The organism is Bradyrhizobium sp. dw_411 (genome assembly GCF_018449695.1).
In the GTDB taxonomy this organism is placed as follows: domain Bacteria; phylum Pseudomonadota; class Alphaproteobacteria; order Rhizobiales; family Xanthobacteraceae; genus Bradyrhizobium.
Genome location: NZ_JAAVUY010000002.1, coordinates 382,079 through 404,140 on the forward strand (window position 1 = coordinate 382,079; position 22,062 = coordinate 404,140).

At 61.1% G+C, this 22,062-nt stretch carries 19 protein-coding genes; 8 read left to right on the plus strand and 11 right to left on the minus strand.

Annotated elements, in window-relative coordinates; all coding sequences use genetic code 11:
- The first annotated feature begins 26 nt into the window (after positions 1–26).
- The gene (locus HB676_RS04360) at positions 27–449 is read left to right on the plus strand and encodes a cytochrome c (protein ID WP_213736436.1); all 423 of its coding nucleotides are present in this window, start codon (positions 27–29) and stop codon (positions 447–449) included.
- A 91-nt stretch (positions 450–540) separates the two neighbouring features.
- Positions 541–1,980 (plus strand): M20/M25/M40 family metallo-hydrolase, encoded by a 1,440-nt coding sequence (locus HB676_RS04365; protein ID WP_213736437.1) that lies wholly within the window; start codon positions 541–543, stop codon positions 1,978–1,980.
- 13 nt (positions 1,981–1,993) lie between these two features.
- On the opposite strand, the gene HB676_RS04370 is transcribed toward HB676_RS04365, so the two are convergent.
- The 4 genes from HB676_RS04370 to HB676_RS04385 all read right to left on the minus strand — a co-directional run bounded on the left by HB676_RS04370 (position 1,994) and on the right by HB676_RS04385 (position 5,480).
- Positions 1,994–3,553, minus strand: a complete 1,560-nt coding sequence (locus HB676_RS04370) for a tripartite tricarboxylate transporter permease (protein ID WP_213736438.1) — start codon at positions 3,551–3,553, stop codon at positions 1,994–1,996.
- The gene (locus tag HB676_RS04375) at positions 3,550–4,023 is read right to left on the minus strand and encodes a tripartite tricarboxylate transporter TctB family protein (protein ID WP_213736439.1); all 474 of its coding nucleotides are present in this window, start codon (positions 4,021–4,023) and stop codon (positions 3,550–3,552) included. The genes HB676_RS04370 and HB676_RS04375 overlap by 4 nt, the downstream gene beginning before the upstream one ends.
- A 231-nt stretch (positions 4,024–4,254) precedes the next feature.
- Positions 4,255–5,046, minus strand: a complete 792-nt coding sequence (locus HB676_RS04380; protein ID WP_213736440.1) for a class II aldolase/adducin family protein — start codon at positions 5,044–5,046, stop codon at positions 4,255–4,257.
- Positions 5,047–5,168: 122 nt separating this feature from the next.
- Positions 5,169–5,480, minus strand: coding sequence for a hypothetical protein (locus HB676_RS04385; RefSeq protein WP_213736441.1), 312 nt, complete (start codon positions 5,478–5,480; stop codon positions 5,169–5,171).
- A gap of 245 nt (positions 5,481–5,725) precedes the next feature.
- On the opposite strand from HB676_RS04385, the gene HB676_RS04390 reads away from it, so the two are divergent.
- The 3 genes from HB676_RS04390 to uraD are packed head-to-tail and all read left to right on the plus strand — an operon-like array spanning position 5,726 to position 7,972.
- A complete protein-coding gene (locus HB676_RS04390; RefSeq protein ID WP_213736442.1) occupies positions 5,726–6,139 on the plus strand; it encodes a DUF3830 family protein in 414 nt (137 codons plus the stop codon).
- Positions 6,139–7,074, plus strand: coding sequence for an allantoinase PuuE (gene puuE / locus HB676_RS04395; protein WP_213736443.1), 936 nt, complete (start codon positions 6,139–6,141; stop codon positions 7,072–7,074). Before HB676_RS04390 ends, puuE begins: the two co-directional genes overlap by 1 nt.
- A gap of 10 nt (positions 7,075–7,084) precedes the next feature.
- On the plus strand, positions 7,085–7,972 hold the full coding sequence (gene uraD, locus HB676_RS04400; RefSeq protein ID WP_213736444.1) for a 2-oxo-4-hydroxy-4-carboxy-5-ureidoimidazoline decarboxylase: 888 nt from the start codon (positions 7,085–7,087) through the stop codon (positions 7,970–7,972).
- Here the strand turns inward: uraD and HB676_RS04405 are convergent, their stop codons facing one another.
- Positions 7,973–9,373, minus strand: coding sequence for a nucleobase:cation symporter-2 family protein (locus HB676_RS04405; protein ID WP_213736445.1), 1,401 nt, complete (start codon positions 9,371–9,373; stop codon positions 7,973–7,975).
- A 196-nt stretch (positions 9,374–9,569) separates the two neighbouring features.
- On the opposite strand from HB676_RS04405, the gene pucL reads away from it, so the two are divergent.
- Entirely contained in the window at positions 9,570–10,409 is an 840-nt protein-coding gene (gene pucL / locus HB676_RS04410) for a factor-independent urate hydroxylase (protein WP_213736446.1), read from the plus strand.
- A gap of 65 nt (positions 10,410–10,474) precedes the next feature.
- Here the strand turns inward: pucL and HB676_RS04415 are convergent, their stop codons facing one another.
- The gene (locus HB676_RS04415; protein WP_213736447.1) at positions 10,475–13,201 is read right to left on the minus strand and encodes a molybdopterin-dependent oxidoreductase; all 2,727 of its coding nucleotides are present in this window, start codon (positions 13,199–13,201) and stop codon (positions 10,475–10,477) included.
- Positions 13,202–13,203: 2 nt separating this feature from the next.
- Positions 13,204–14,025: an FAD binding domain-containing protein gene (locus HB676_RS04420; RefSeq protein ID WP_213736448.1), complete on the minus strand. Its 822-nt coding sequence runs from the start codon at positions 14,023–14,025 to the stop codon at positions 13,204–13,206.
- A 200-nt stretch (positions 14,026–14,225) separates the two neighbouring features.
- Between HB676_RS04420 and HB676_RS04425 the strand changes: the two genes are divergently transcribed.
- Positions 14,226–15,572 (plus strand): 8-oxoguanine deaminase, encoded by a 1,347-nt coding sequence (locus HB676_RS04425; protein ID WP_213736449.1) that lies wholly within the window; start codon positions 14,226–14,228, stop codon positions 15,570–15,572.
- A 73-nt stretch (positions 15,573–15,645) separates the two neighbouring features.
- Here the strand turns inward: HB676_RS04425 and HB676_RS04430 are convergent, their stop codons facing one another.
- The 4 genes from HB676_RS04430 to HB676_RS04445 form a co-directional block, all read right to left on the minus strand.
- The gene (locus HB676_RS04430; protein WP_213736450.1) at positions 15,646–16,725 is read right to left on the minus strand and encodes a BMP family ABC transporter substrate-binding protein; all 1,080 of its coding nucleotides are present in this window, start codon (positions 16,723–16,725) and stop codon (positions 15,646–15,648) included.
- A gap of 78 nt (positions 16,726–16,803) precedes the next feature.
- A complete protein-coding gene (locus tag HB676_RS04435) occupies positions 16,804–17,721 on the minus strand; it encodes an ABC transporter permease (RefSeq protein ID WP_213736451.1) in 918 nt (305 codons plus the stop codon).
- Positions 17,708–18,799, minus strand: coding sequence for an ABC transporter permease (locus HB676_RS04440; RefSeq protein WP_213736452.1), 1,092 nt, complete (start codon positions 18,797–18,799; stop codon positions 17,708–17,710). Before HB676_RS04440 ends, HB676_RS04435 begins: the two co-directional genes overlap by 14 nt.
- On the minus strand, positions 18,783–20,354 hold the full coding sequence (locus HB676_RS04445) for an ABC transporter ATP-binding protein (RefSeq protein ID WP_213736453.1): 1,572 nt from the start codon (positions 20,352–20,354) through the stop codon (positions 18,783–18,785). The genes HB676_RS04440 and HB676_RS04445 overlap by 17 nt, the downstream gene beginning before the upstream one ends.
- Before the next feature lie 591 nt (positions 20,355–20,945).
- Here HB676_RS04445 and HB676_RS04450 point away from each other — a divergent pair.
- Positions 20,946–22,061 (plus strand): hypothetical protein, encoded by a 1,116-nt coding sequence (locus HB676_RS04450; protein WP_213736454.1) that lies wholly within the window; start codon positions 20,946–20,948, stop codon positions 22,059–22,061.
- Position 22,062 lies beyond the last annotated feature (1 nt).

Below are 22,062 nucleotides of genomic sequence, written 5' to 3' on the forward strand. Positions count from 1 at the left end.
GCGCGTTGAAGCGGAGGGCCGTTCACATGATGCACCCTAGCGCAAATCTTCGCCGCGCCTTCACCGCGACGATGTCAGCGGCGCTGCTTCTGCTAACCGTGCCCGCCTATACCCAAGGCGCCGGAGACCCGGTTTTCAGTCCTGGCTACAGATTTGCCGAGAAAACCGGCGAGCAATTGTTCGCCAATGTCTGCCGGGCCTGCCACATGTCCGACGCCAAGGGCGCGACCGGCGCTGGAACCTATCCGTCGCTCGCCGGCGACAGCAATCTGGTGTCCAGTGGCTATCCGGTTGGTATCGTCGTCAACGGACAGCGCGGCATGCCGGCCTTTGGCGAGGTGATGAGCGACGATCAGGTGGCCGCCGTGGTGAATTACGTGCGGACGCATTTTGGAAATTCCTATCAGGATGCGGTGACCGCTGAAGATGTCCGGGCGGTTCGCCGGTAAAGATGGACAGCATGCCTTGCCCGGCATCTCGCCAGCGCACATGTTAGCTGTCTGAATTTGCCGAGGTCAGCGGTAGTCTTGGGAGCGCAGGATGTTTGCAGCCGTCGTATGTAGAAGCTTCACATCGTCCCTTCGTATTGCTTGCCTCGCTACGCTGGTCTCAATCCTCCCGCTCGCGCCGCGCCCCGCGGCGGCCGAAGGGCTGAGCCCGCAACAGCAACTGGCCTTCGACATCTACAAGGAGCTGGTCGAGATCAACACCGTGACCGCGACGGGGGACACCTCGCGGGCGGCTGAAGCGATGGCGGCGCGTCTGCTGGCGGCTGGTTTTCCGGCCGCTGACGTTCACGCTTTCTCGCCCGCGCCGCGCAAGGGCAATCTGGTCGCGCGGCTGCGCGGCACCGGCGCTCGCAAGCCGATCCTGCTGGTGGCGCATCTCGACGTGGTGCCGGCCAGCCGCGAGGACTGGTCGGTCGATCCGTTCAAGCTGACCGAGAAGGACGGCTATTTCTACGCGCGCGGCAGCGGCGACGATAAATATATGGCGGCGTCCTTTGTCGCCAATCTGATCCGCTACAGACAGGAAGGCTACAAGCCCGATCGCGATATCATCGTCGCACTCGAGACCGACGAGGAAATCCTCGACCACGACGCTCTGGGAATCCAGTGGCTGCTCAGGAATCATCGCGAGCTGATCGATGCGGAATTTGCCTTGAACGAGGGCGGCGGCGTCGGTTTGAAAGACGGCAAGCCGATCAGGAACAGCGTCCAGACCAGCGAAAAATACTCGGTGACCTTTCGGTTCGAGGTTAAAAATCGCGGCGGCCACAGCGCGGTCCCGATGAAGGACAATGCGATCTATCGCCTCTCGGAGGGGCTCGCACGGCTCTCCAAATTCGACTTTCCGCCAAAGCTGAATGAGACCACGCGCGCCTTTTTCGAGCGATCCGCTCAACTCGAGGGTGGTCAGACCGCGGCCGATATGCGCGCGATGTCGGGCGATCGGCCGGATCAGGCTTCGCTTACTCGGCTCACGGCCAATCCGTTCTACAACGCGATATTGCGCACCACCTGTGTCGCGACGATGCTGGAGGGCGGGCAGGCCTTCAACGCGTTGCCGCAACTGGCGGGCGCGACGGTCAATTGCCGGGTAATGCCGGGCGAGACCGTCGACGAGATCAGGACAACCCTGACCAAAGTGCTGGCGGACGATCAGATCGCGATCACGCAGATCGATCAGCCAGTGCTGAGCGCGCCGTCCGCCCTCAATGAGGAGATCATGGGATCGATCGAGAAGCTGTCGCAGCAGTTTTGGCCCGGAGCGGTCGTAATCCCCACCATGATATCAGGCGCGACCGACGGCAGCTATCTGCGCAATGCCGGGATTCCGACCTATGGCCATTCGGGTTTGGCCGGCGACATCAACGACAGCCGGATTCACGGCAAGGACGAACGAATTGCCGTGAAATCGTTCTACGAGGGCGATGAGTATCTCTACCGGCTCGTGAAACTATTATCCGGTGGATCGTAGTCGAGGCTCGCTGTTACTCAGCCAGCCCCGAATACGGTGTTGCCGGCACCTGCGCCTCGATGGCCTTTTCATCGGCGATGATCTTCGGCTTGCGCAGCCAGACATAGATCTGGGCCGCGATCAGCACGACGCAGATCAAGAGGAAGAACGCGCTGATCGGACGCTCGATAAACGTCATCAGGTCGCCGCGCGAGATCAGCAGGCTGCGCCGGAAGTTTTCCTCGAACCGCGGTCCGAGCACGAAGCCAAGCAGGATTGGGGCAGGGTGGAAATCCAGCCGCAGCAGGATGTAGCCGACCACGCCGATGAACGCGGTCTCGCCGACCTGGAACATGTCGTTGCTGGCGGCATAGACGCCGATGCAGACAAAGAACATCGCGCTCGGATAGAGGTAGCGATAGGGAATGCTCAGCAGCTTCACCCACAGGCCGATCATCGGCACGTTGAGAATGACCAGCAGGATGTTGCCGATCCAGAAGCTGGCGATCAGGCCCCAGAAGATATCAGCGTGCTGGCTGATCAACTGCGGGCCGGGAACGATGCCGTGAATGATGAGCGCGCCCAATAGCAACGCCATCACGGTGTCGCCGGGAATGCCCAGGCTCATGGTTGGGATGAAGTCGCCCTGTACTGAAGAGTGCGTTGACGCTTCTGGGCAGGCCACGCCCTCGATCGCGCCGTGACCGAAGCGCTCCGGCGTCTTGGATATCTTCTTCTCGGTGGCGTAGGAGACGAACGAGGCGATGGTCGGTCCGGTGCCCGGAATCAGCGCGCAGAGGCTGCCGATAAAGGTGCCGCGGATCATCGGCCAGAACGCCAGCTTGAGATCGGCCTTCGACGGGAACATGTCGGAGATGCCGACCTTGGCGTATTTCATGTCGACGGTTTCGGTATTGTTGATGCTGTTCAGGAACTCGGCGATACCGAACATGCCGAGCGCCAGCGCGATGATTTCGACGCCATCGAACAATTCGGTAATGCCGAAAGTAAACCGCGGCTGTCCGGTCTCGATATCCGATCCGACAATGCCAATCAGCAGGCCGAGAACCGTCATCGCGATGCCCTTGAGCGGCGATCCCTTGGCCAAGGTCGAGCCCGCGAGCAATCCGACCAGCATCAGCGAACATACTTCGGCAGGGCCGAATTCGAGCGCCATTTTGACGAGGAACGGCGCCAGAAAGATCATTTCGGTGATGCCGAAGGACGCACCGATGAAAGCCGCGATGATGGTGATGCCGAGCGCGGTTCCGCCCTTGCCCTGCTTCGTGAGCGGAAATCCGTCCAGACACGTCACCGCATGCGGTGGATGACATGGCAGGTTCAGCAGGATCGAGCAGATCGCACCGCCATATTGGGCGCCGTAATAGACGCCCGACAGCATCAGGATCGCCGGCACCGGCTGCATTCCGAAAGTCAGCGGCAGCAGGATCGATATCGTCGCAACCGGGCCCATTCCCGGCAGCACGCCGACGAGATTGCCGACCAGCACGCCGAGGAAGCAATACATCAAATTGTGCGGCTCGAGCGCGACGCCAAAGCCGTACCAGAGATCGGTGAGTGCAGTGGAGATCACAGGTTGACCCCGCGCAGCAGTTGGAAGGGAATGTTGAGCAGATAATGGAACAGCAGCACACCGAATACGGTGACGCCCGCCGCCAGTATCGCCGATGATTTATAGGTGGCAGTCTTGTCGCCCAGTGCGCAGACAAAGACGCAGGCGAACACCGCCGGGATCATGCCGCCATACAGGCCCAGCACGATAAACAGGACAGGCCCGCCGAGAATGCAAAGCCAGCCGAACCATTGCGGATTGTCCGGCAGAAAGTTCTTGTCGTCGGGTTCGGACGACCCCAAGGCGGTTCCAGCGATCAGAAGGCCAAGGAATGCCAGAACGACACCCAGCACGACCGGCATGAAGCCGGGGCCCATCCGGGCGAGCGTGCCGAATTTGTAGCCAGTGCCGGTCACCGCGGCTCCTACTCCAATCAGAAGCATTAGGCCGCCAGCATAGTAATCACGCTTCCAGGCGAACTTCTTCAACAACGGCGTCTCTCCGGAATTTTCTTTGATTGCGGACCCTACCTGTCGTGGCGAGCCCTGTCGATATCGCCCCGTCTCACTTTTATGCCGGAAAGGGCCCCCTGTCCGGCGAATACCTTAGCCCGGTTTATCGGGCGATAAAATCAGCCAAATTGGCGCGGTCCGGCACCTGCCCCCAAGAAAGGGGACCATGAAGCCGACCGGAGCGAAAACCAGAGGGCCGATAGCCGTCGGTCAATTCCGATACGACGGATCGACGCGGTCGAGTTTGCGCAGCAACGCCGGCCAGGCCAGTTCTCCGTTGCGATTGGGCAGCTCCGGGCGCGGCTTCATCTTGTCGAAGGTCTTTTCCAGGACGTCCTGCGGCGGCAGTGTGAGCTTGGTATTGCAGGACAACGCCATCACCTGGACCTCGCAGGCGCGCTCCATCCGAAACAGCAGGTTGAATGTCCCAGGAATGGTCCGTCCCACGACCAGCAATCCGTGGTTGCGCAAAATCATCGCTTCATGATTGCCGAGGTCTCGCACCAGCCGTTCGCGCTCGCCGAGTTCGTCGGCGATGCCTTCGAAGTCATGATAGGCGATGTGCAGAAACCGCATTGAGGTCTGTGCGAGCGGCAATAGCCCGCATTCCATGGCCGAGACAGCCATGCCGGCCGGCGTATGCGTATGCGCGACGCAGTCGACATCGTGCCGGGCCATATGGATCGCGCTATGGATGACGAAGCCGGCGGCGTTGACGCCATAGTCCGACGCGTTGAACAGCGTGTTGCCGTCGAGATCGACCTTGATCAGGCTCGACGCATCGATTTCTTCGTACAGCATTCCGTAGGGATTGATCAGGAAGTGGTCATGCGATCCGGGAACGCGGCATGAAATGTGGTTCGCGATCATCTCCGTCATGCCGTACATCGCGGTGAGACGGTAGCAGGCCGCGAGATCGACGCGCGTTTGCCATTCCTCGGCGCTGACCTGTTCGCGGACCGATTTGACGATTTTGATGGCCGGAGAATTCACGGGGGTCATGGCGTCGTTCCCTGGGATGGTTTCTTCATCGCAGGTTACGCGCAACGTTGACCGCGCCGCAAGCGGCTCAGGGCAATCCTGCAATGCGGGCATTGCAGCGGCAGGCAGGAATGGTGGGCGCGTTAATGACCGGCGGGCGGCGGCCCCGCTTCCTGAGATCCAGATCGGGAGAACGACATCCCGAACAATCCGCTGCGCTGTACTTCGGGTTCGGGCGGCGGCGTATATTCAGCCTGCGGGGGTGGCGCTGGCGCGACCGGTACCGGCAAATTATCGCACTTCATCGAGTAGACCAGCTTGCCGTCCGCGGTGCGGCCGATCGGCGCGCAAACGTCGGCGCGCGCGGTGACGGCCCTGGGCGCCGGTTTGGGCTGAGTGGTCTGGGCCCACGCGGGTGACGCGATCAGGAGAATCGCAAATACAAGCTTCTTCATCGGGGTTCTCTCGCCAAATATCCGCAGGTGGCCGCCATTGAACCGGATCGGCCGGGGTAAGTCCATGGGATGTCTATCGCCGTTATTTGGCCGAAGTGGGGCCTCAATCGGCCTTTGCCGGCGGCCCTAAAGGCCCTAGAATTAACCATCGGCTGGAATGCTCCTTGCTTACCAAGCATACGACAGGTTCGGCCGCCGTCGATTTTCAAACATCTTCCTTCCAACGCAATCACGAGTATCCCTGAATGAGCCAACTCATTGTCCACGCCGGTGACTTCACGTTCCAGGCACGTTTCGAAGAACAACTGGCGCCCAAGACCGTCGCCGCCTTCCGTCGCGCGATGCCGTTCGAGAGCCAGGCGATCCATGTTCGCTGGAGCGGCGAGGGGGTCTGGATGCCGCTCGGCGATCTCGATTTCGGCGTGAGCTATGAGAACCACACCAGCTATCCCGCACCCGGCCAGATCATTCTCTATCCCGGCGGCATCAGCGAAACCGAGATTCTGCTGGCCTATGGCGGCGTGCATTTCGCCAGCAAGATGGGACAGCTCGCCGGCAATCACTTCATCACGCTGACCTCAAATCTCGAGAACTTGCCCGCCTTGGGCAAGACCGTGCTCTGGAAGGGCGCGCAGAAAGTCCGCTTCGAGGAAGTGTGATGGCTGAAGCCGGATATCCCCGGGATCTGCGTGGCTATGGCCGCAACCCGCCCGATCCGCGCTGGCCCGGAAATGCCCGCGTCGCCGTGCAGTTCGTGGTGAATTTCGAAGAGGGCGGCGAAAACAACATCCTGCATGGCGACCGCGCATCCGAGGCGTTCCTGTCGGATGTGCTGGGCGCGCAGCCCTGGCCCGGCCAGCGCCACGCCAATATCGAATCGATGTTCGAATACGGCTCGCGCGCCGGCTTCTGGCGGCTATGGCGGATGTTCACCGATCGCAAGCTGCCGACCACGGTGTTCGGCGTTGCGACAGCGCTGAAACGAAATCCTGACATCGTTGCCGCGATGAAGGAGGCGAATTGGGATATCGCCAGCCACAGCCTGAAATGGGTCGAGCACAAGGACATGTCGCAGGCCGAAGAACGCGTCGAGATCGCGGACGCGATCCGCGTGCATACCGAGGTGACGGGGCAGCGTCCTTTGGGCTGGTACACCGGGCGAACCTCGATCAACACCGTCAAGCTGGTGATGGAAGCCGGCGGTTTTCTCTATTCCTGTGATTCCTACGCCGATGACCTGCCCTATTGGATCAAGGGACCTGCCGGACCGCATCTGATCATTCCCTACAGTCTCGATGTCAACGACATGCGCTTCGTCAATGCGCAGGGGTTCGGCGGCGGCGATCAGTTCTTTACATATCTGAAGGACAGTTTCGACGTGCTGTATGCGGAAGGCGAGACCTCGCCGAAGATGATGTCGGTCGGCCTGCATTGCCGGATCGTCGGACGCCCCGGCCGCGCCGCATCTTTGATGCGCTTTCTCGATTACATCATGAGTCACGAACGGGTCTGGGTGCCGACGCGGCTGCAGATCGCGCAGCATTGGCATGCCCATCTTTCGCATCTGGCGGCCAACGCGCCGAATATCGGATAGTCAGGACATCATGTCTCAAAGAACACTTGTCGACCTGAACGCCTGCAGCAAGGCCGATTTTGTCGAGGCGCTGGCGAACATCTTCGAGTATTCGCCCTGGATCGCCGAGCAGGCTGCAGCGGCGCGTCCGTTCGCCGGGGTCACCCAGTTGTTTGCGGCGATGAAAGATGCGGTCGATCGGGCGGCCCCGGAACTGCGCCTCGCGCTGATCAGGGCGCATCCCGATCTCGCCAACAAGACGCAGCGCGCCGCGGGACTCACCGCCGAATCCAATGCCGAACAGAACAGCGTCGGTCTCGACCGGCTGTCGGATGCCGAATATGAGGCCTTTGAGCGGGTCAACAACGCCTACCGCACCAAATTCGAATTTCCCTATATCGTCTGCGTGCGCCGCCATACCAAGGATTCCATCCTGCGCGATTTCGAGCGCCGCCTGCCGAACGATGCAAACACTGAAACGCAGAAGTCGATCGAGGAGATCTGCCGGATAGCCGCTCTGCGCGTCGATCAGCTCGTGACTGCGGACGATCGGCTGCAGGTGCAGGGACGGTTGTCGACCCATGTGCTCGATACTCACAGCGGCAAGCCGGCCGCCGGGATAGTGGTCGAATTGGTTGAGCTATCGAACCTCGGCGCGAGCCGGGTGGTGACGCGTGCGGTCACCAATTCAGACGGCCGTACCGATCAGCCGTTGATCGGCGGCCGGCCGGTGCCGATCGGCCGCTACGAATTGACCTTCAGCGTCGGCAGCTATTTCGAGCAGCGGCAGGTGCCGATGTCGGACCCGCCGTTCCTCGACCAGATTCCGCTGCGGTTTTCGGTCAGCGATCCCGAAGGCCATCTCCACGTGCCGCTCTTGGTCACGCCCTGGAGTTATGCGACCTATCGCGGAAGCTGATCACACATGCTGCGCCGATGACGCGATCGCTGCAGCATCCGCCTCGGCGGCAGCCTTGCTGCTGATGCCGTTGAAGAACGCATTCAGGATCACGGCAACCAGCGCGCAGAGCAGGATGCCGGATTCCAATAACGGTTGCAGGTCGTGCGGCAGGTTGCGGAAGAAATTCGGCGCGGCCAGCGGGATCATGCCGAAGCCGACCGAGATCGCGACCACGAACAGATTATAGCGGTTGTTCTTGAAGTCGACCGCGGTCAGGATTCGTGCGCCTGTCGCGGCGACCATGCCGAACATCACGAGACCGGCGCCGCCCAGCACCACCAGCGGGACGGCTTCGACAAGCGCAGCCATCTTCGGCACAAAGCCGAGCAGCAGCATGATGGCGCCGCCCGCGATGGTGACGTAACGCGACCGCACGCCGGTGACGCTGACAAGACCGACGTTCTGCGAGAACGATGTGTAGGGAAAGGTGTTGAACAGGCCGCCGAGCAGCGTGCCGACGCCGTCGGCGCGCAGTCCGCGGGACAGCGCGTCGCGGTCGATCGTCCTGCCGGTGATCTCGCCCAACGCCAGGAACATGCCGAGCGATTCGATCATCACCACGATCATCACGATGCACATGGTCACGACCGGCACGAGATGGAATTGCGGAATGCCGAAGTGCAACGGAAGAACGATGTCGCCCCAAGGTGCTGCGGCGACCTTTTCAAAATGCATGACACCGAGCGCGCTGGCCAGGATGGCGCCCGCGATAATGCCGAGCAGCACCGAGACGTTGGCGATGAAGCCGGTGCCCCACTTGATCAAGCCGAGGATGATCAACAGCACGAACAGCGCGATGCCCAGCCCCTGCAACTGGCCGTAGCCCGGATTGGGAAATGCGCCGGGTACGCCGTCGACGACTTTGGTCAGGGTCGGTATTCCGCCACCAGCCCAGTTGATGCCCACGCGCATCAGCGAAATGCCGATCACCATGATGATCGTGCCGGTCACCACGGGCGGGAACAGCGGCAACAAGCGGCTGATGAAAGGCGCGGCAATGATGCCGAAGATTCCGGCAGCGATGACGGAGCCATAGATGCCAAGCAGTCCGATATCCGGCGAGGTAGCCATCGACAGCATTGGGCCTACCGAAGCGAAAGTAACACCCATCATCACCGGCAGCCGGATGCCGACGCCGGGAAATCCGATGCACTGCACCAATGTCGCCAGTCCGCAGGCGAACAGATCGGCGCTGATCAGGAATGCGACGTCTTCGGGCGACAATTTCAGGGCCCGCCCGATGATCAGGGGTACTGCGACCGCGCCGGCATACATCACCAGAACATGCTGCAGCCCAAGCGCCAGCAGGCGAGGGGTCGGCAGGATCTCGTCGACCGGATGGATGGTTTCTGTGCTCATGAATGTGCTCCCCAGCGTTGGCCCGCGCCCACTATGACAAAACCAATACAAGGCCCGTGCCAAGAGGCATTAAGAGAATTTGTTTCCCGATATAGCCGCCCCAAAACCACTCGAATGGCACGAACGTTGCTCGTGATCAGGCTGGACCGGGCGCCAGAGCTTCGCGAATGCACCGGTTGAACCGGAGGTTTTGCCTGTGCCGCTGATCAAGAACCGATACGGAAAAGGCCGGGTCCGCGTAATGCGGATTCATCGCGACGGCGACCGGCATGAGGTCAGTCAGCTCAACATCAAGGCCATGCTCGAGGGTGATTTCGCCCGTGCCTACACCGGCGCCGATAATTCCACTTCGGTGTCGACGGACACTATCAAGAACGTGGTCAACGTCGTCGCGCGTGAGAACACCGGACTGAGCACCGAGGAATTCTGTCAGGCGCTGGCCAAGAAATATCTCGATCTGTATCCGCAGGCCATTTCCGCGACGATCACGGCGCACGAGACCAAATGGAGCCGGCTCAGTTTCGGCGGCGAGCCGCATCCGCATAGTTTTATTCTCGACAGCAACGGCAAGCCGACGGTCGAAGTGATGGCGACCCGCAGCGGATCGACGATGGAGTCGGGGATCGACGGCTTCACGTTCATGAAGTCGACCCAGTCGGGCTGGGAGAATTACTTCAAGGATCGTTACACTACGATCCCGCCGACCAATGACCGGATGTGCGCGACCAGCATGGTCGCGTCGTGGAAGTGGTCGGGCAAGCCATCGAGCTATCCCGCCACCAACGCGAAAATTCTTGCGACGTTGCTGGAGGTGTTCGGCACCACCTATAGCGCAAGCGTGCAGGACAGCCTGTATCGCATGGGCGAAGCAGTGCTGGCCGTGGTGCCGGAAATTTCCGAGATCAGCATGGCCTGCCCGAACATGCATTTCATCCCGATGAATCTCTCCGCATTCGGCCTGGATAACAACAACGACGTGTTCTTGCCGACGGACGAGCCGCACGGCCAGATCGAATGCACGGTCGGCCGGGGCTGATTGTGCAAGCGGTGCGGTCGCAATTCCATCTTAAATCAAGTCTTGTTAAATCAAGTCTTGTTAAATCAAGTCTTGCCGAATTTCTCATGCAGCGCCGGAAACAACCGGTCCGGCTTGAACGGCACGCTAGTAAAGCGGATTCCGGTGGCATCGGCGATCGCATTGCCGATGGCTGCGGCCACTGGATTGTAGGGGCTTTCGCTCATTGACTTCGCCCCCATCGGCCCGATCGAATCCACGGTATCGGCGAACAACACCTCGGTGCGCGGGATATCGGCATAGGATGGCAGATGATAGTCGCGGATTTTCGGATTGGTGACGCGGCCGCCCTCGTCGATCACCATTTCTTCGTATAGTGTGGCTCCGAGTGATTGCGCGACGCCGCCCTCGACCTGTCCGCGGCACTGCATGGGATTGGCGACCCGGCCGGCATCGGCGGCATGCACGCTTTTGAGGATCTTGATTTCCCCGGTGCCCTTGTTCACGGCGATACGAAAGCCCTGAACATTGAAGGCCACCGACCGCGGCGTGCCTTGCGAGTTTCCGCTCGCGCTGAGAGCCTGTCCCTGCTTGCGCGCAGCCTCTGCGATTTCGGCAAAGGACAAAGTCTGCTTGCCGCAGACTGCCGAATTATTTCTGAGAATGCAGCTTTCGGGGCTGGTCTTCATCGCCGTGGAAGCAAAAATCCTGATCTCATCAGCCAGATTTTCCGCCGCGGCCTGCGTCGCGCGTCCGGCGACGAAGGTTCCGGTGCTGCCATAGGCGCCGGTATCGTGACCGCCATGGGCGGTGTCGGATTGCAGCAGCCGGATTTGATCGACGGTCGTCGCGAGCGCGCTCGCGGCGATCTGGCGATGCACCGTCGAGGTGCCATTGCCGAACTCCGCCGTTCCGACCGTGAGTTCGAAGCCGCCATCCTCACGCAGCGTGATTTTGGAATCCGAGATATGTCCGGCCGGCGGCACGGTATCGATCATCGTGAGCGCCATGCCTTCGCCGATCAGCCATTCGGCGGAGAGATCGGTTTTCGGCCCCTGCACCTGCATCGCGCGCTCGACCAGATCGAGACATTGATCAAGCCCGTAGCTGCCATAGATGACGTCATTGTGCTCCCCGCCAGGAGGCGCCACCATCGGGTCGCCCAGTTTGACCGCGTTACGGCGGCGGAATTCGAAGGGGTTGATGCCAAGGCCCCTGGCGACTTCGTCGATCGCCGCTTCCACCGCGAATTGCGTTTGTGGCAGGCCGTAGCCCCGAAAGGCGCCTGCCGGCACGGTGTTGGTGTAGACGGCGACGGCATCGACCTTCTTGTTGGGGCAATTATAGACGCTGATCGACTCGCCGCAGGCATGAAACATGACCGGGCCAGCATGATTGCCGTAAGCGCCGGTGTTGGACAGCACGTTGAGTTGCAGTGCGGTGAGTATGCCGTCCTTGTCGGCGCCCGCCGTTACCGTGATCCGCATCGGGTGCCGGGTGGAGGTCGAAATGAATTGCTCCTCGCGGGTCAGTTCAAGTTTCACCGGCCGTCCGGTCTTGATGGCGGCAATCGCGAGGATATCCTCGACGAACATTTCCTGCTTGCCGCCGAAGCCGCCGCCGACACGTTCGCAGAACACCCGGACCTTGTCGGGCGGCAGATCGAAAATCTCCGACAGCGCGCGCCGGGTCAGGAACGGCACCTGCGTACTGGAGCGCACGTTCAGGACACCGCCGGAATCGACCCAGGCTATTCCGCCATGGGTTTCGAGCGCGGCGTGCTGGACGCGCTGGGTGGTGAAGGTTCCTTCATAGGTAAAGGCCGATTGCGCCAGCGCGCTGGCGACATCGCCGAACTCGCCGTGGGTTTCGGCTACGATGTTGCGTTGGGCATCGGCGACGCGATTTTCTTTGGTCCTGTCGGGATGGATCACGGGCGCGCCCGGTGCGATCGCCTGCGCCGGATCGATCACCGCGGGCAAAATGTCATACTCCACGACGAGACGGCGGCATCCTTCCTCGGCGGCTGCTTCGGTCTCGGCAATGACGGCGGCAACCTTTTGCCCGATGAAGCGGACGACGTTGTCGAGTATCCTGGTGTCGTCCGGATCCATCCAGCTCTTTTCGTGCCGCGCGGTCGAGAACAGCCGATCCGGCACGTCTTCGAAGGTGAGCACCGTATGGACACCCGGCACTGCCAGCGCCGCAGTCTTGTCGATCGAAATAATTTTTGCGTGCGGATGCGGCGAGCGCAGCATCTTGATCTGCAGCAGGCCTTCGATCGTCGTGTCGAAAGTATAGCGCGCGGCGCCGCGCACCACCTGCGGGCCCGCGGGGGCGGGCAGGCTGCGGCCGAACGCGGTGCCGGCGCTGGCGTCCTCGATATTGGTCTTGCCGTTGAGGGCATCCTCGATCGAGCGGTAACCTGTACAGCGGCAGATGTTTCCCTTCAGCGATGCGCCGAGATCCTGCCGCTGCGCCTGATTGAGCGATGCGCAGGTCAGGATCATGCCGGCGGTACAGAATCCGCATTGAAACGATTGCGCATCGAGAAATGCCTGCTGCATCGGATGGATGCCGCCCTCGGGCGCGAGCCCTTCGATGGTGGTGACGGCGTGGCCCTCGGCCCGGAAGGCCGGGATCAGGCAACTGTGGACCGGCTCGTCGTCGATCAGCACCGTGCAGGCGCCGCAATCGCCGGCATCGCAGCCTTTCTTGACGCCGAAATGCCCAAGCTCACGCAAAAACGTGCGCAGGCATTGTCCGGCCCGCGGCGTGTTTGGAAAATCCTTGCCGTTGATCTGAAAGGCCATGGTTACACCAGGCCCTGCAGTTCGGCGCGAATCTCTTCGGCGAGGCGCTGCGTCATGTGTTTGCGCCAGGCCGGCTTGCCATGGATATCGGTGTGATAGAGGTCGTCGGGAATGCGCGCGCGGATCGCCTCGCGCAATTCGCGCGTGTCCGGAATCCCGGGAAATGCGAGCTGAATTGGCCGCGCCGTCGATGCCGTTACCGTCAGCAGCATGGCGCCGTCGCTGCCGAGGCTGCCGATCAGCAGTGCCGCGGAACGGCCGACGGGGGTCAGCGAGATCTGGCGAAATGCCGTGCGCCGTTTCAGCGCCACCAGCGGAATTTCGATTTGGCGCAGCAGGTCGCCTGACGCAAGGACGTTGCGATTGTTACCCGTGACGAAGTCGGCAACGCTGACACGTTGCTCGCCGCCCTCGGCTTTCCAGATCGTGCAGACGCTGTCGAGCGCCGTGGTCAACGAGATCATCGGGCCGGCGGGCAAGGACATGCAGATGTTGCCGCCGACGGTGGCGGTTTTCCATATCTTGAAGGAAGCCAGGAACGCGCGGCAGCATTGGTTGATCAGGGGGGCGGCGAGCCATTCCGGCGGACAGGCCAGGGCATCAAGCTGCGCGACCGTGCAGGTCGCCGCGATCGCGAGCCCGCTCTCGCTGATCGTCAGCGCCGGCCATTTGAGGTCGGTGAGATCGATCAGCCGCGTCAGGTGCGCCTGGGGTTCTGAGAACAACCAGGTCCCGCCTGCGAGCCAAGCATCGCCTGCCGTCCAAACGGGCAGATGTTCCCGCTTCTGCGGACGGGCAACCTCTTTGATAGTGTTCAGGTCCATGGATATGTTAGCGCTTTCAACAAGATGCATCTCTCTTTAAGCATTCTTGCAAGACCAGCGCCAACTCTCGCATGGATTCGGCTGGTCTTTGAATTGCAAGGCTCGGAATTGCAAGGCTTGGAATTGCAAGGCTTGAATTAAGCGGCTGGAATATGAAGGCTGAAGTTACAAGGCCGGCGTGAATTGGGAAGGCTTGGATTATGGACCATAAGCGGGCGATCTGGATCAAAGACCCTCTGGCCATTCTCGCCGACGGGGCCGAGCGCGGCATCGTCGTTCAGGACGGCAAGATCGTCGAGCTGGTACCCAAGGGCGGCCAGCCGACCCATTCGGCGGCATTTTTCGAGGCAGGCGACCATGTGGTGCTGCCGGGCCTGATCAATACCCATCATCATTTCTACCAGACGCTGACGCGGGCGCTACCGGCCGCGATGGACCGCGAGCTGTTTCCGTGGCTGCAGGCGCTCTATCCGGTATGGGCGCGGCTGACGCCGGAATCTCTCAATCTCGGGGTCACGGTGGCGATGTCGGAGCTGCTGCTGTCGGGCTGCACCACCACGACCGATCATCATTACGTGTTTCCCGGGGGGCTTGAGGAGGCCGTCGATATCGAAGTCGGCGTCGCGCAGCGGCTGGGAGTCCGTGTGTTGCTGACCCGCGGGTCGATGAACCTGTCGCAGCGCGACGGCGGGTTGCCGCCCGACAGCGTGGTGCAGGACGAAGATACCATCCTCGCCGACAGCGAGCGCGTCGTGGCCAAATATCATCAGCGTGGCGAGGATGCGATGGTGCAGATCGCGCTGGCGCCCTGCTCGCCGTTCTCGGTCACGACATCGCTGATGAAGGCGACCGCCGCGCTGGCCGACAAGCTTGACGTTCGCCTGCATACCCATCTGGCGGAGACCGAGGACGAGAACAAATTCTGCGAGCAGATGTACGGCTGCCGGCCGCTCGATTATCTCGAACAATGCGGCTGGCTCAATGCGCGGACCTGGCTCGCCCATGGCGTTCATTTCAACGCGCAGGAAATGAAACGGCTGGGCAAGGCCAAGACCACCATCAGCCACTGCGCCTGCAGCAACCAGCTTCTGGCGTCCGGCTGCTGTCCGGTCTGCGACATGGAAGAGGCGGGAGTCGGGATCGGCCTTGGCGTCGACGGCTCGGCGTCGAACGACGGGTCCAACCTGATGCAGGAAGTGCGCGCCGCCTTCCTGCTGCAGCGCGCCCGCTACGGCGTCGGCCGTGTCAGCCACAAGGACGCGCTGCGCTGGGCCACCAGGGGATCGGCGGCCTGTGTCGGCCGTCCCGAACTCGGCGAGATCGCGGTCGGAAAAGCCGCCGATCTGGCGTTGTTCAAGCTCGATGAATTGCGTTTCTCCGGCCATGGCGATGCGCTGGCGGCGCTGGTGCTGTGCGGGGCCTATCGCGCCGACCGGGTGATGGTCGGCGGCAAATGGGTGGTGTCGGACGGCGTCATTCCCGGACTTGATGTGCCCGATCTGATCCGGCGCCACAGCGCGGCGGCACATGCGATGCAGGTTGGATAGAGTTTTTTAGCCACATGAAAAAGGGTCCGGGCATTGCTGCCCGGACCCGATGATTTTCTCGGAAGCGCCGACGTTACTTGCCGGGGATCTTGTCGTCGATGCCCTTGACGTAGAAGTTCATGCTGAGCACCTGGCCATCGTCGAGATGGTCGCCGCCCTTGCACTCAACCGTCTTGCCGTCCTGGTCGACGATCGGGCATTTGAACGGATACAGCTTGCCTTCGGTGATTGCGGCTTCGGTATCCATCGCCAGTTTCTTCACGTCGTCGGGCATGTTGGTGTAGGGCGCCATCACGACCAGCTTCGACTTCAAGCCACCCCAGACGTTATCCGTGGTCCACTTGCCGTCGAGTTCGGCCTTGACGCGGTCGATGTAGTAGGGCGCCCAGTTGTCCATGATCGAGGTCAGCTGCGTCTTCGGACCGAACTTGATCATTTCGGAGTCCTGGCCGAACGCCAGCTTGCCGCGCTCGGAAGCGATCTGCATCGCAGCCGGCGAGTCGGTGTGCTGCATGATCACGTCAGCGCCCTGGTCGAGCAGCGCCTTGGCGGCGTCAGCTTCCTTGCCGGGGTCGAACCAGGTGTTCGCCCAGATGATCTTGACCTTGATATTCGGATTGACGGTCTGGGCGCCGAGGATGGTGGCGTTGATGCCCATGATGACTTCCGGGATCGGGAACGACGCGATGTAGCCGAGCACGCCGGCCTTCGACATCTTGCCGGCGATCACGCCCTGGATGTAGCGGCCTTCATAGAACCGGCCATTGTAGATGCCCATGTTCTTGTCGGTCTTGAAGCCGGTAGCGTGCTCGAAATGCACGTCGGGATATTTCTTCGCGACTTTCAGCGTCGGATCCATGTAACCGAACGAGGTGGTGAAGATCAGCTTGTTGCCGGCGCGCACGAGCTGTTCGATCGAACGCTCGGAATCGGGACCTTCGCTGACGTTCTCGAGATAGGTGGTCTCGATCTTGTCGCCGAATTCCTTCACCAATGCCTGGCGTGCCAGTTCATGCTGGTAGGTCCAGCCGAAATCGCCGACCGGGCCGAGGTAAATAAAGCCTACTTTGAGCTTGTCGGCGGCGGATGCGCTGAACAAGCTTGCTCCGGCAGAGATCATCACTGCCGTCGCCGCGATGAGAAGCTTTCTCATGGGTTTCTCCTGACACTAAGGGGTGGACTGTCAACCCCGATGCGCCCACGCCCCATCGTGTGCGTATCGGGTATTCATTCATCGATCGGGTACGAACACCGTTCCCAGCGCCGCGGGAGCGGTCGAACCGCCGGTCCGTGCGCGCGAAATCAGAACGAGGACGATGACGGTTGCGAGATAGGGCAATGCCGACATGAATTGCGAGGGGATGCCGAGGCCGAGGGCCTGGGTATGCAGTTGAAGGATGGTCACCGCGCCGAACAGATAGGCGCCGATCACCAGCCGGCCCGGCCGCCATGATGCGAACACCACGAGCGCCAGCGCGATCCAGCCCCGGCCGGCGGTCATGCCGGGAATGAAGAACGGCGTATAGGCGAGCGGCAGGTAAGCGCCCGCGAGGCCTGCGCAGGCGCCGCCGAACATCACCGCGAACATCCGGATCCGCAGCACCGGATAACCCAGCGCATGCGCCGAAACGTGATTGTCGCCGGCGGCCCGCAGGATCAGGCCCGCTTGCGTGCGGTAGAGAAACAGCCAGACGCCGATCACCAATGCCAGCGACAGATAGATGAAGCCGTCCTCACCGAACAGGATGCGCCCGGCGAAGGGAATGTCGGTGAGCCCCGGGATATAGAGATGCGGCGCCGGTGTGATGCGCTCACCGACGAAGCCGGCTCCGATCAGGCCCGAAAGCCCGATGCCGAGGATCGTGAGCGCAAGACCGGTCGCCACCTGATTGACGGCAAGGCCCAGCGTCATGAGAGCGAAGATCAGGGACATCAGGGTGCCGGCGACGATCCCGCACAAGGCTCCGACGATAACCGAGCCGCTAAGCCATGCGCCGCCAAATCCGCAGGCCGCGCCCATGATCATCATGCCCTCGACGCCGAGATTGAGCACGCCGGCGCGCTCGGTCACCAGTTCCCCGATGGCCGCGATCAATAGCGGCGTCGATGCCGCCAATACCGAAAGAATGATGGCTTCAAACAGCGCCACTGGACACCTTTGGCGACGGGAAGATCAGACGGAACCGGTAGAGAATAAGGGAATCGCAGGCGAGTACGTAAAACAGCAGGATGCCTTGAAACACCTTGGTGACGTCGAGCGGAATTTTCATCGCAATCTGGGCCTGTTCGCCGCCAATGAAGGTGAGTGCGAGGAAAAGACCTGCAATTAATATTCCAACCGGGTTCAATCGGCCGAGAAACGCGACGATGATCGCGGTGAAGCCGTAGCCGGGTGAAAAGCCGGGCTGCAGGTGTCCGACCGGTCCGGCCACCTCGATGATGCCCGCCAGTCCCGCCAATCCGCCCGAGATGGCGAAGGTGAGCAGGATCAACTGATTGGAATTGAAACCGCCGAACCGCGCGGCGCGCGGCGCGGCGCCGACGACGCGAATTTCAAATCCTTTAATCGTGCGGCCGAGCATCACGGCGACGGCGGCCACCACGAGCAACGCGATGATGGCGCCCAGATGCAGCCGTCCGCCACTGACCAGAAGCGGCACCGTTGCGACGGGGTCGAACTCCGCCGTGGTCGGAAAGTTGAAACCGTTCGGATCGCGCCATGGCCCGCGCACCATGTAATCCAGAAAAAGATCCGCGACATACACCAGCATCAGGCTGGTCAGGATTTCGCTGGCGCCAAATTTCACCTTGCAGATCGCCGGTATCAGCGCGTAGAGCGCGCCCGCCACCGTGCCGCACACCAGCATCGCGGGCAGCACCCAATATCCGGCGTCGGTGCCATGGGTTACGACCGGGAGCCAGCTGCCGGCCACCGCGCCGATCAGAAACTGTCCCTCGGCGCCGATGTTCCAGACATTGGCGAGATAACAAAGCGACAAGCCGACGGCGATCATCACCAGCGGCGTGGCCTTCACTGCGATTTCCTGCAGCGAATAGCTGTCACTCAGGGGAGCGATGAAATAGGCGTGCAGCGCCAATATGGGGTTCTTGCCGAGAATGGCGAACAGGATGGTCATGGTCACGATGGTCAGGCCGATCGCGATCAGCGGCGAAATCAGCGCGATGGTGTTGGAGCGCTCGGCGCGCTTCTCAAGCACTAACTGCATGCGGCGCTTCCTTTTGCTCCAGACTGCTTCCGCCCATCAACAGGCCGAGCTTCTCACGCGTCGCTTCCGCGGTCGCCATCGGCTGCGAGAGGTGGCCGTGGAACATCACGGCGATCCGGTCGGTGATTTCGGCGAGTTCGTCGAGGTCCTGGCTGGTCACGAGTACTGCGGCGCCACTCGCGGCGAGGTCGAGCAGGGCCTGCCGGATAACGGCGGCCGCGCCGGCATCGACGCCCCAGGTTGGCTGGCTGACGACCAGAACCGCGGGGTTACGCAGAATTTCGCGGCCGACGATGAATTTTTGCAGATTGCCGCCGGACAGGCTCGCCGCTTCGGGATCGCGTTTGGCCTTGCGCACGTCGAAGGTTTCGGTTGCGCGATCGACGGTCGATAATGTCGCGGCGGTATTGACGAAACCATGCTGCACCATGCCGCTGGCAGCGTGGCCGGTCAGCAAGGCATTCTCCGAAAGCTTCATGCGGGGCGCGGTGCCGTGACCGAGGCGCTCTTCAGGCACAAAGGCCGCGCCCAGTTTGCGGCGCAGCGTGATGGACAGATGTCCCGCCGCGTGGCCGTCGATCACGATGGTGCCGGGGTCCGGGCACTGGCGCTCGCCCGACAGCGCCGCGAAAAGTTCATCCTGCCCATTACCGGCAACGCCGGCGATGCCCAAGATTTCACCACCCTTCAGCTCGAGCGAAATATTCGCGAGTCGCACGCCGTGGGGATCGTCGGGCTCCATGTTCAAGTCGTTGACGACGAGGCGCGGCACCGTGGTTTTCCGGCCCGCGGCCGCTTTGACTTCCTTGATGTCGGCCCCGACCATCATGCGCGCCAGCGACGCGGCGGTCTCCTGCTGCGGGTTGCAAGTCGAAACCTTCTTGCCGCCACGAAGGATGGTAGCTGTGTCGCAGAGGCGCTTCACCTCTTCCAGCTTGTGGCTGATGTAGAGGATCGCGCGGCCTTCCGCCTTCAGCCGGTCCAGCACGATAAACAACTGATCGGCTTCCTGCGGGGTCAGCACCGCTGTCGGCTCATCGAGGATCAGGAATTTGGGATTCTGCATCAATACCCGTACGATTTCGATGCGCTGGCGCTCTCCCACCGACAATTGCCAGACCTCGCGCTTGGGATCGAGCGGAAGCCCGTAAACATTGGAGACTTCCTCAAGGCGCGCGGACATGTCCTTGAACGATTCCTTGCCGTCGAGGCCCAGCGCCACATTTTCGGCAACGGTGAGATTGTCGAACAGCGAGAAATGCTGAAACACCATGCCGATGCCGCGCGCGCGCGCTTCGGATGGTCCGGAGAGAACCATCTTCTCGCCCTGCCAGCGCATTTCGCCTTCGCTCGGCTGGATCAATCCGTAAATTGTTTTGACGAGTGTCGACTTGCCTGCGCCGTTTTCGCCGAGCAGGGCATGGATCTGCTGCGGCCAGATATCGATGTCGATCGCTTCGTTGGCCAGAAAATTTCCATAACGCTTGGTCAGCCCAACTGTCTGGAGCAGGGGTGTTCCGCCGGAATGCAGGCCGGTAGGCGTCGGGTCTAACATTCGTTGCCACGCGTATGAGGAATGGGGTGCCTTAATAGTGAGCTAGTTTAGACTTCGGCGTAAGTAGGGAAAAAGCGCCAGCGTTTGCCCAACTCTTTGGCACTTGCCCGGCAGTGATTCCCCGGGGACGCCGTTGCGCAGTCTAGCGCCCAATGTGTCCCCGGAGCCTCATTCCGTCCGGTCAGGGGTCGAAATCCCCAAAAATCCTGTTGCAAAATTGTGACGGTCGATTCCAAATCGAAAGCGCCCACCAGGCCTGCCGCGAATGTGAGCGGCCCTGTTTTGTCCTCGTCAGAGGCCACAGGACATCGGTTTTTTGCCGGCGGATTTGCTGCTCATGTCGCGTCGGACTATCGAAAATAACCAGTAAACATAGGCACATCTGCCATTCTCAGGCTTGCCGGAGGCAATTTCGTGCGTTGCAATAATTCGTGCCGACCGGGCTTAACTCGCTGATCTACGGAACCTTATTGATGAAACTTGCGGCAGCCCATGGAAAAACTTGAGGCTTCTCAGAATTAACGAACGGCGCAAGTGTCCGGCTCAAGGACCTCGATCAATGTGGATCGTTCAACTTTGGGGGTAATCCGAATGTCCTATCGTACCAAAGCAATTGCAGCCGCGATGCTGTCACTTGCCTCTTTTGTTCCTATGAGCTTCGCAAGCGCTGCGGACCTTCCCGTCAAAGTGAAGGCCAAGCCGATTCCGGACGTTCCCTTCTTTCTCGTGATCGATGACCGGGTAACCTTCTCCTATATCGGCAAGGGCACCGATCCGGGCGTATGGTCAGTCCGTCCGAACGGTACCAACAACGGCGACACGGCCAAGAGCGTCTATTCGTTCACGCATTTCGACGTGTGGGCCTACGGCACCAACTTCTTCAGCGTGAACCTGTTCAAGTCGGACCACAACGATCCGGCCGGCCCCTGCATCAACGCTGGCGTTCTTCCCTCCGGTGTTGCGGCGAGCTGCTCCGGTGCGACCGAGTTCTTCGGCCTGCTCCGCAGCACTTACGGGTGGAACGAAATCTTCAACACCAAGGCTTTCTCTTATGGGCCGCTGCATAACATTTCGTTCGAAATCGGTGCAGAGGGCGAGACGGAAAATAACTATTTCGCTCCCAACAAGCGCGCCTTCGAAGCCGGTCTGCAGTTCGCCTTCGATCTTCCCTACAAGGGCTACTTCAACGTAGCGCCCTTGGCCTATAAGGAACTCAACCGTAACTCCTTCAGCCAGTGCGGTAGCTTTACCGCTGCCGGCGCGGTACCGGGTGTTAACTGCAACCTGGATGGTGAAGTCAAATTCAACACGACTTGGGCCGTCGAAATCAATTACTACATGGATCTCGGCTTCCTGCCCGAGAGCATCAACTACTTCGCCATCAGCGGCCGTGCCGGTTGGTATGGACCGAAAGGCGACGACGCCCACCTGGTCAATCCGCTCGGTGGCGTTCAAAGCACCGCGACCAAGACCGAGCTGAACAGCGAACCGATCCGTCTGACCTTCGACGCCTCCAAGGCTTTCTGGGGTCCGAAGTACGCTCAGTTCGTTACCACCTGGGTGTCCTACCGTTACTGGCAGAACAAGTTCGGCCTCGACCACAATGCTGAACTCGGCGTCTGCAATACGGGAACAGCCCTTGTGTATCAGAGCACCCATAGCTGCACCGAATCGAGCTACCAGGCTGGTGTGACTGTTAAGTTCTAAT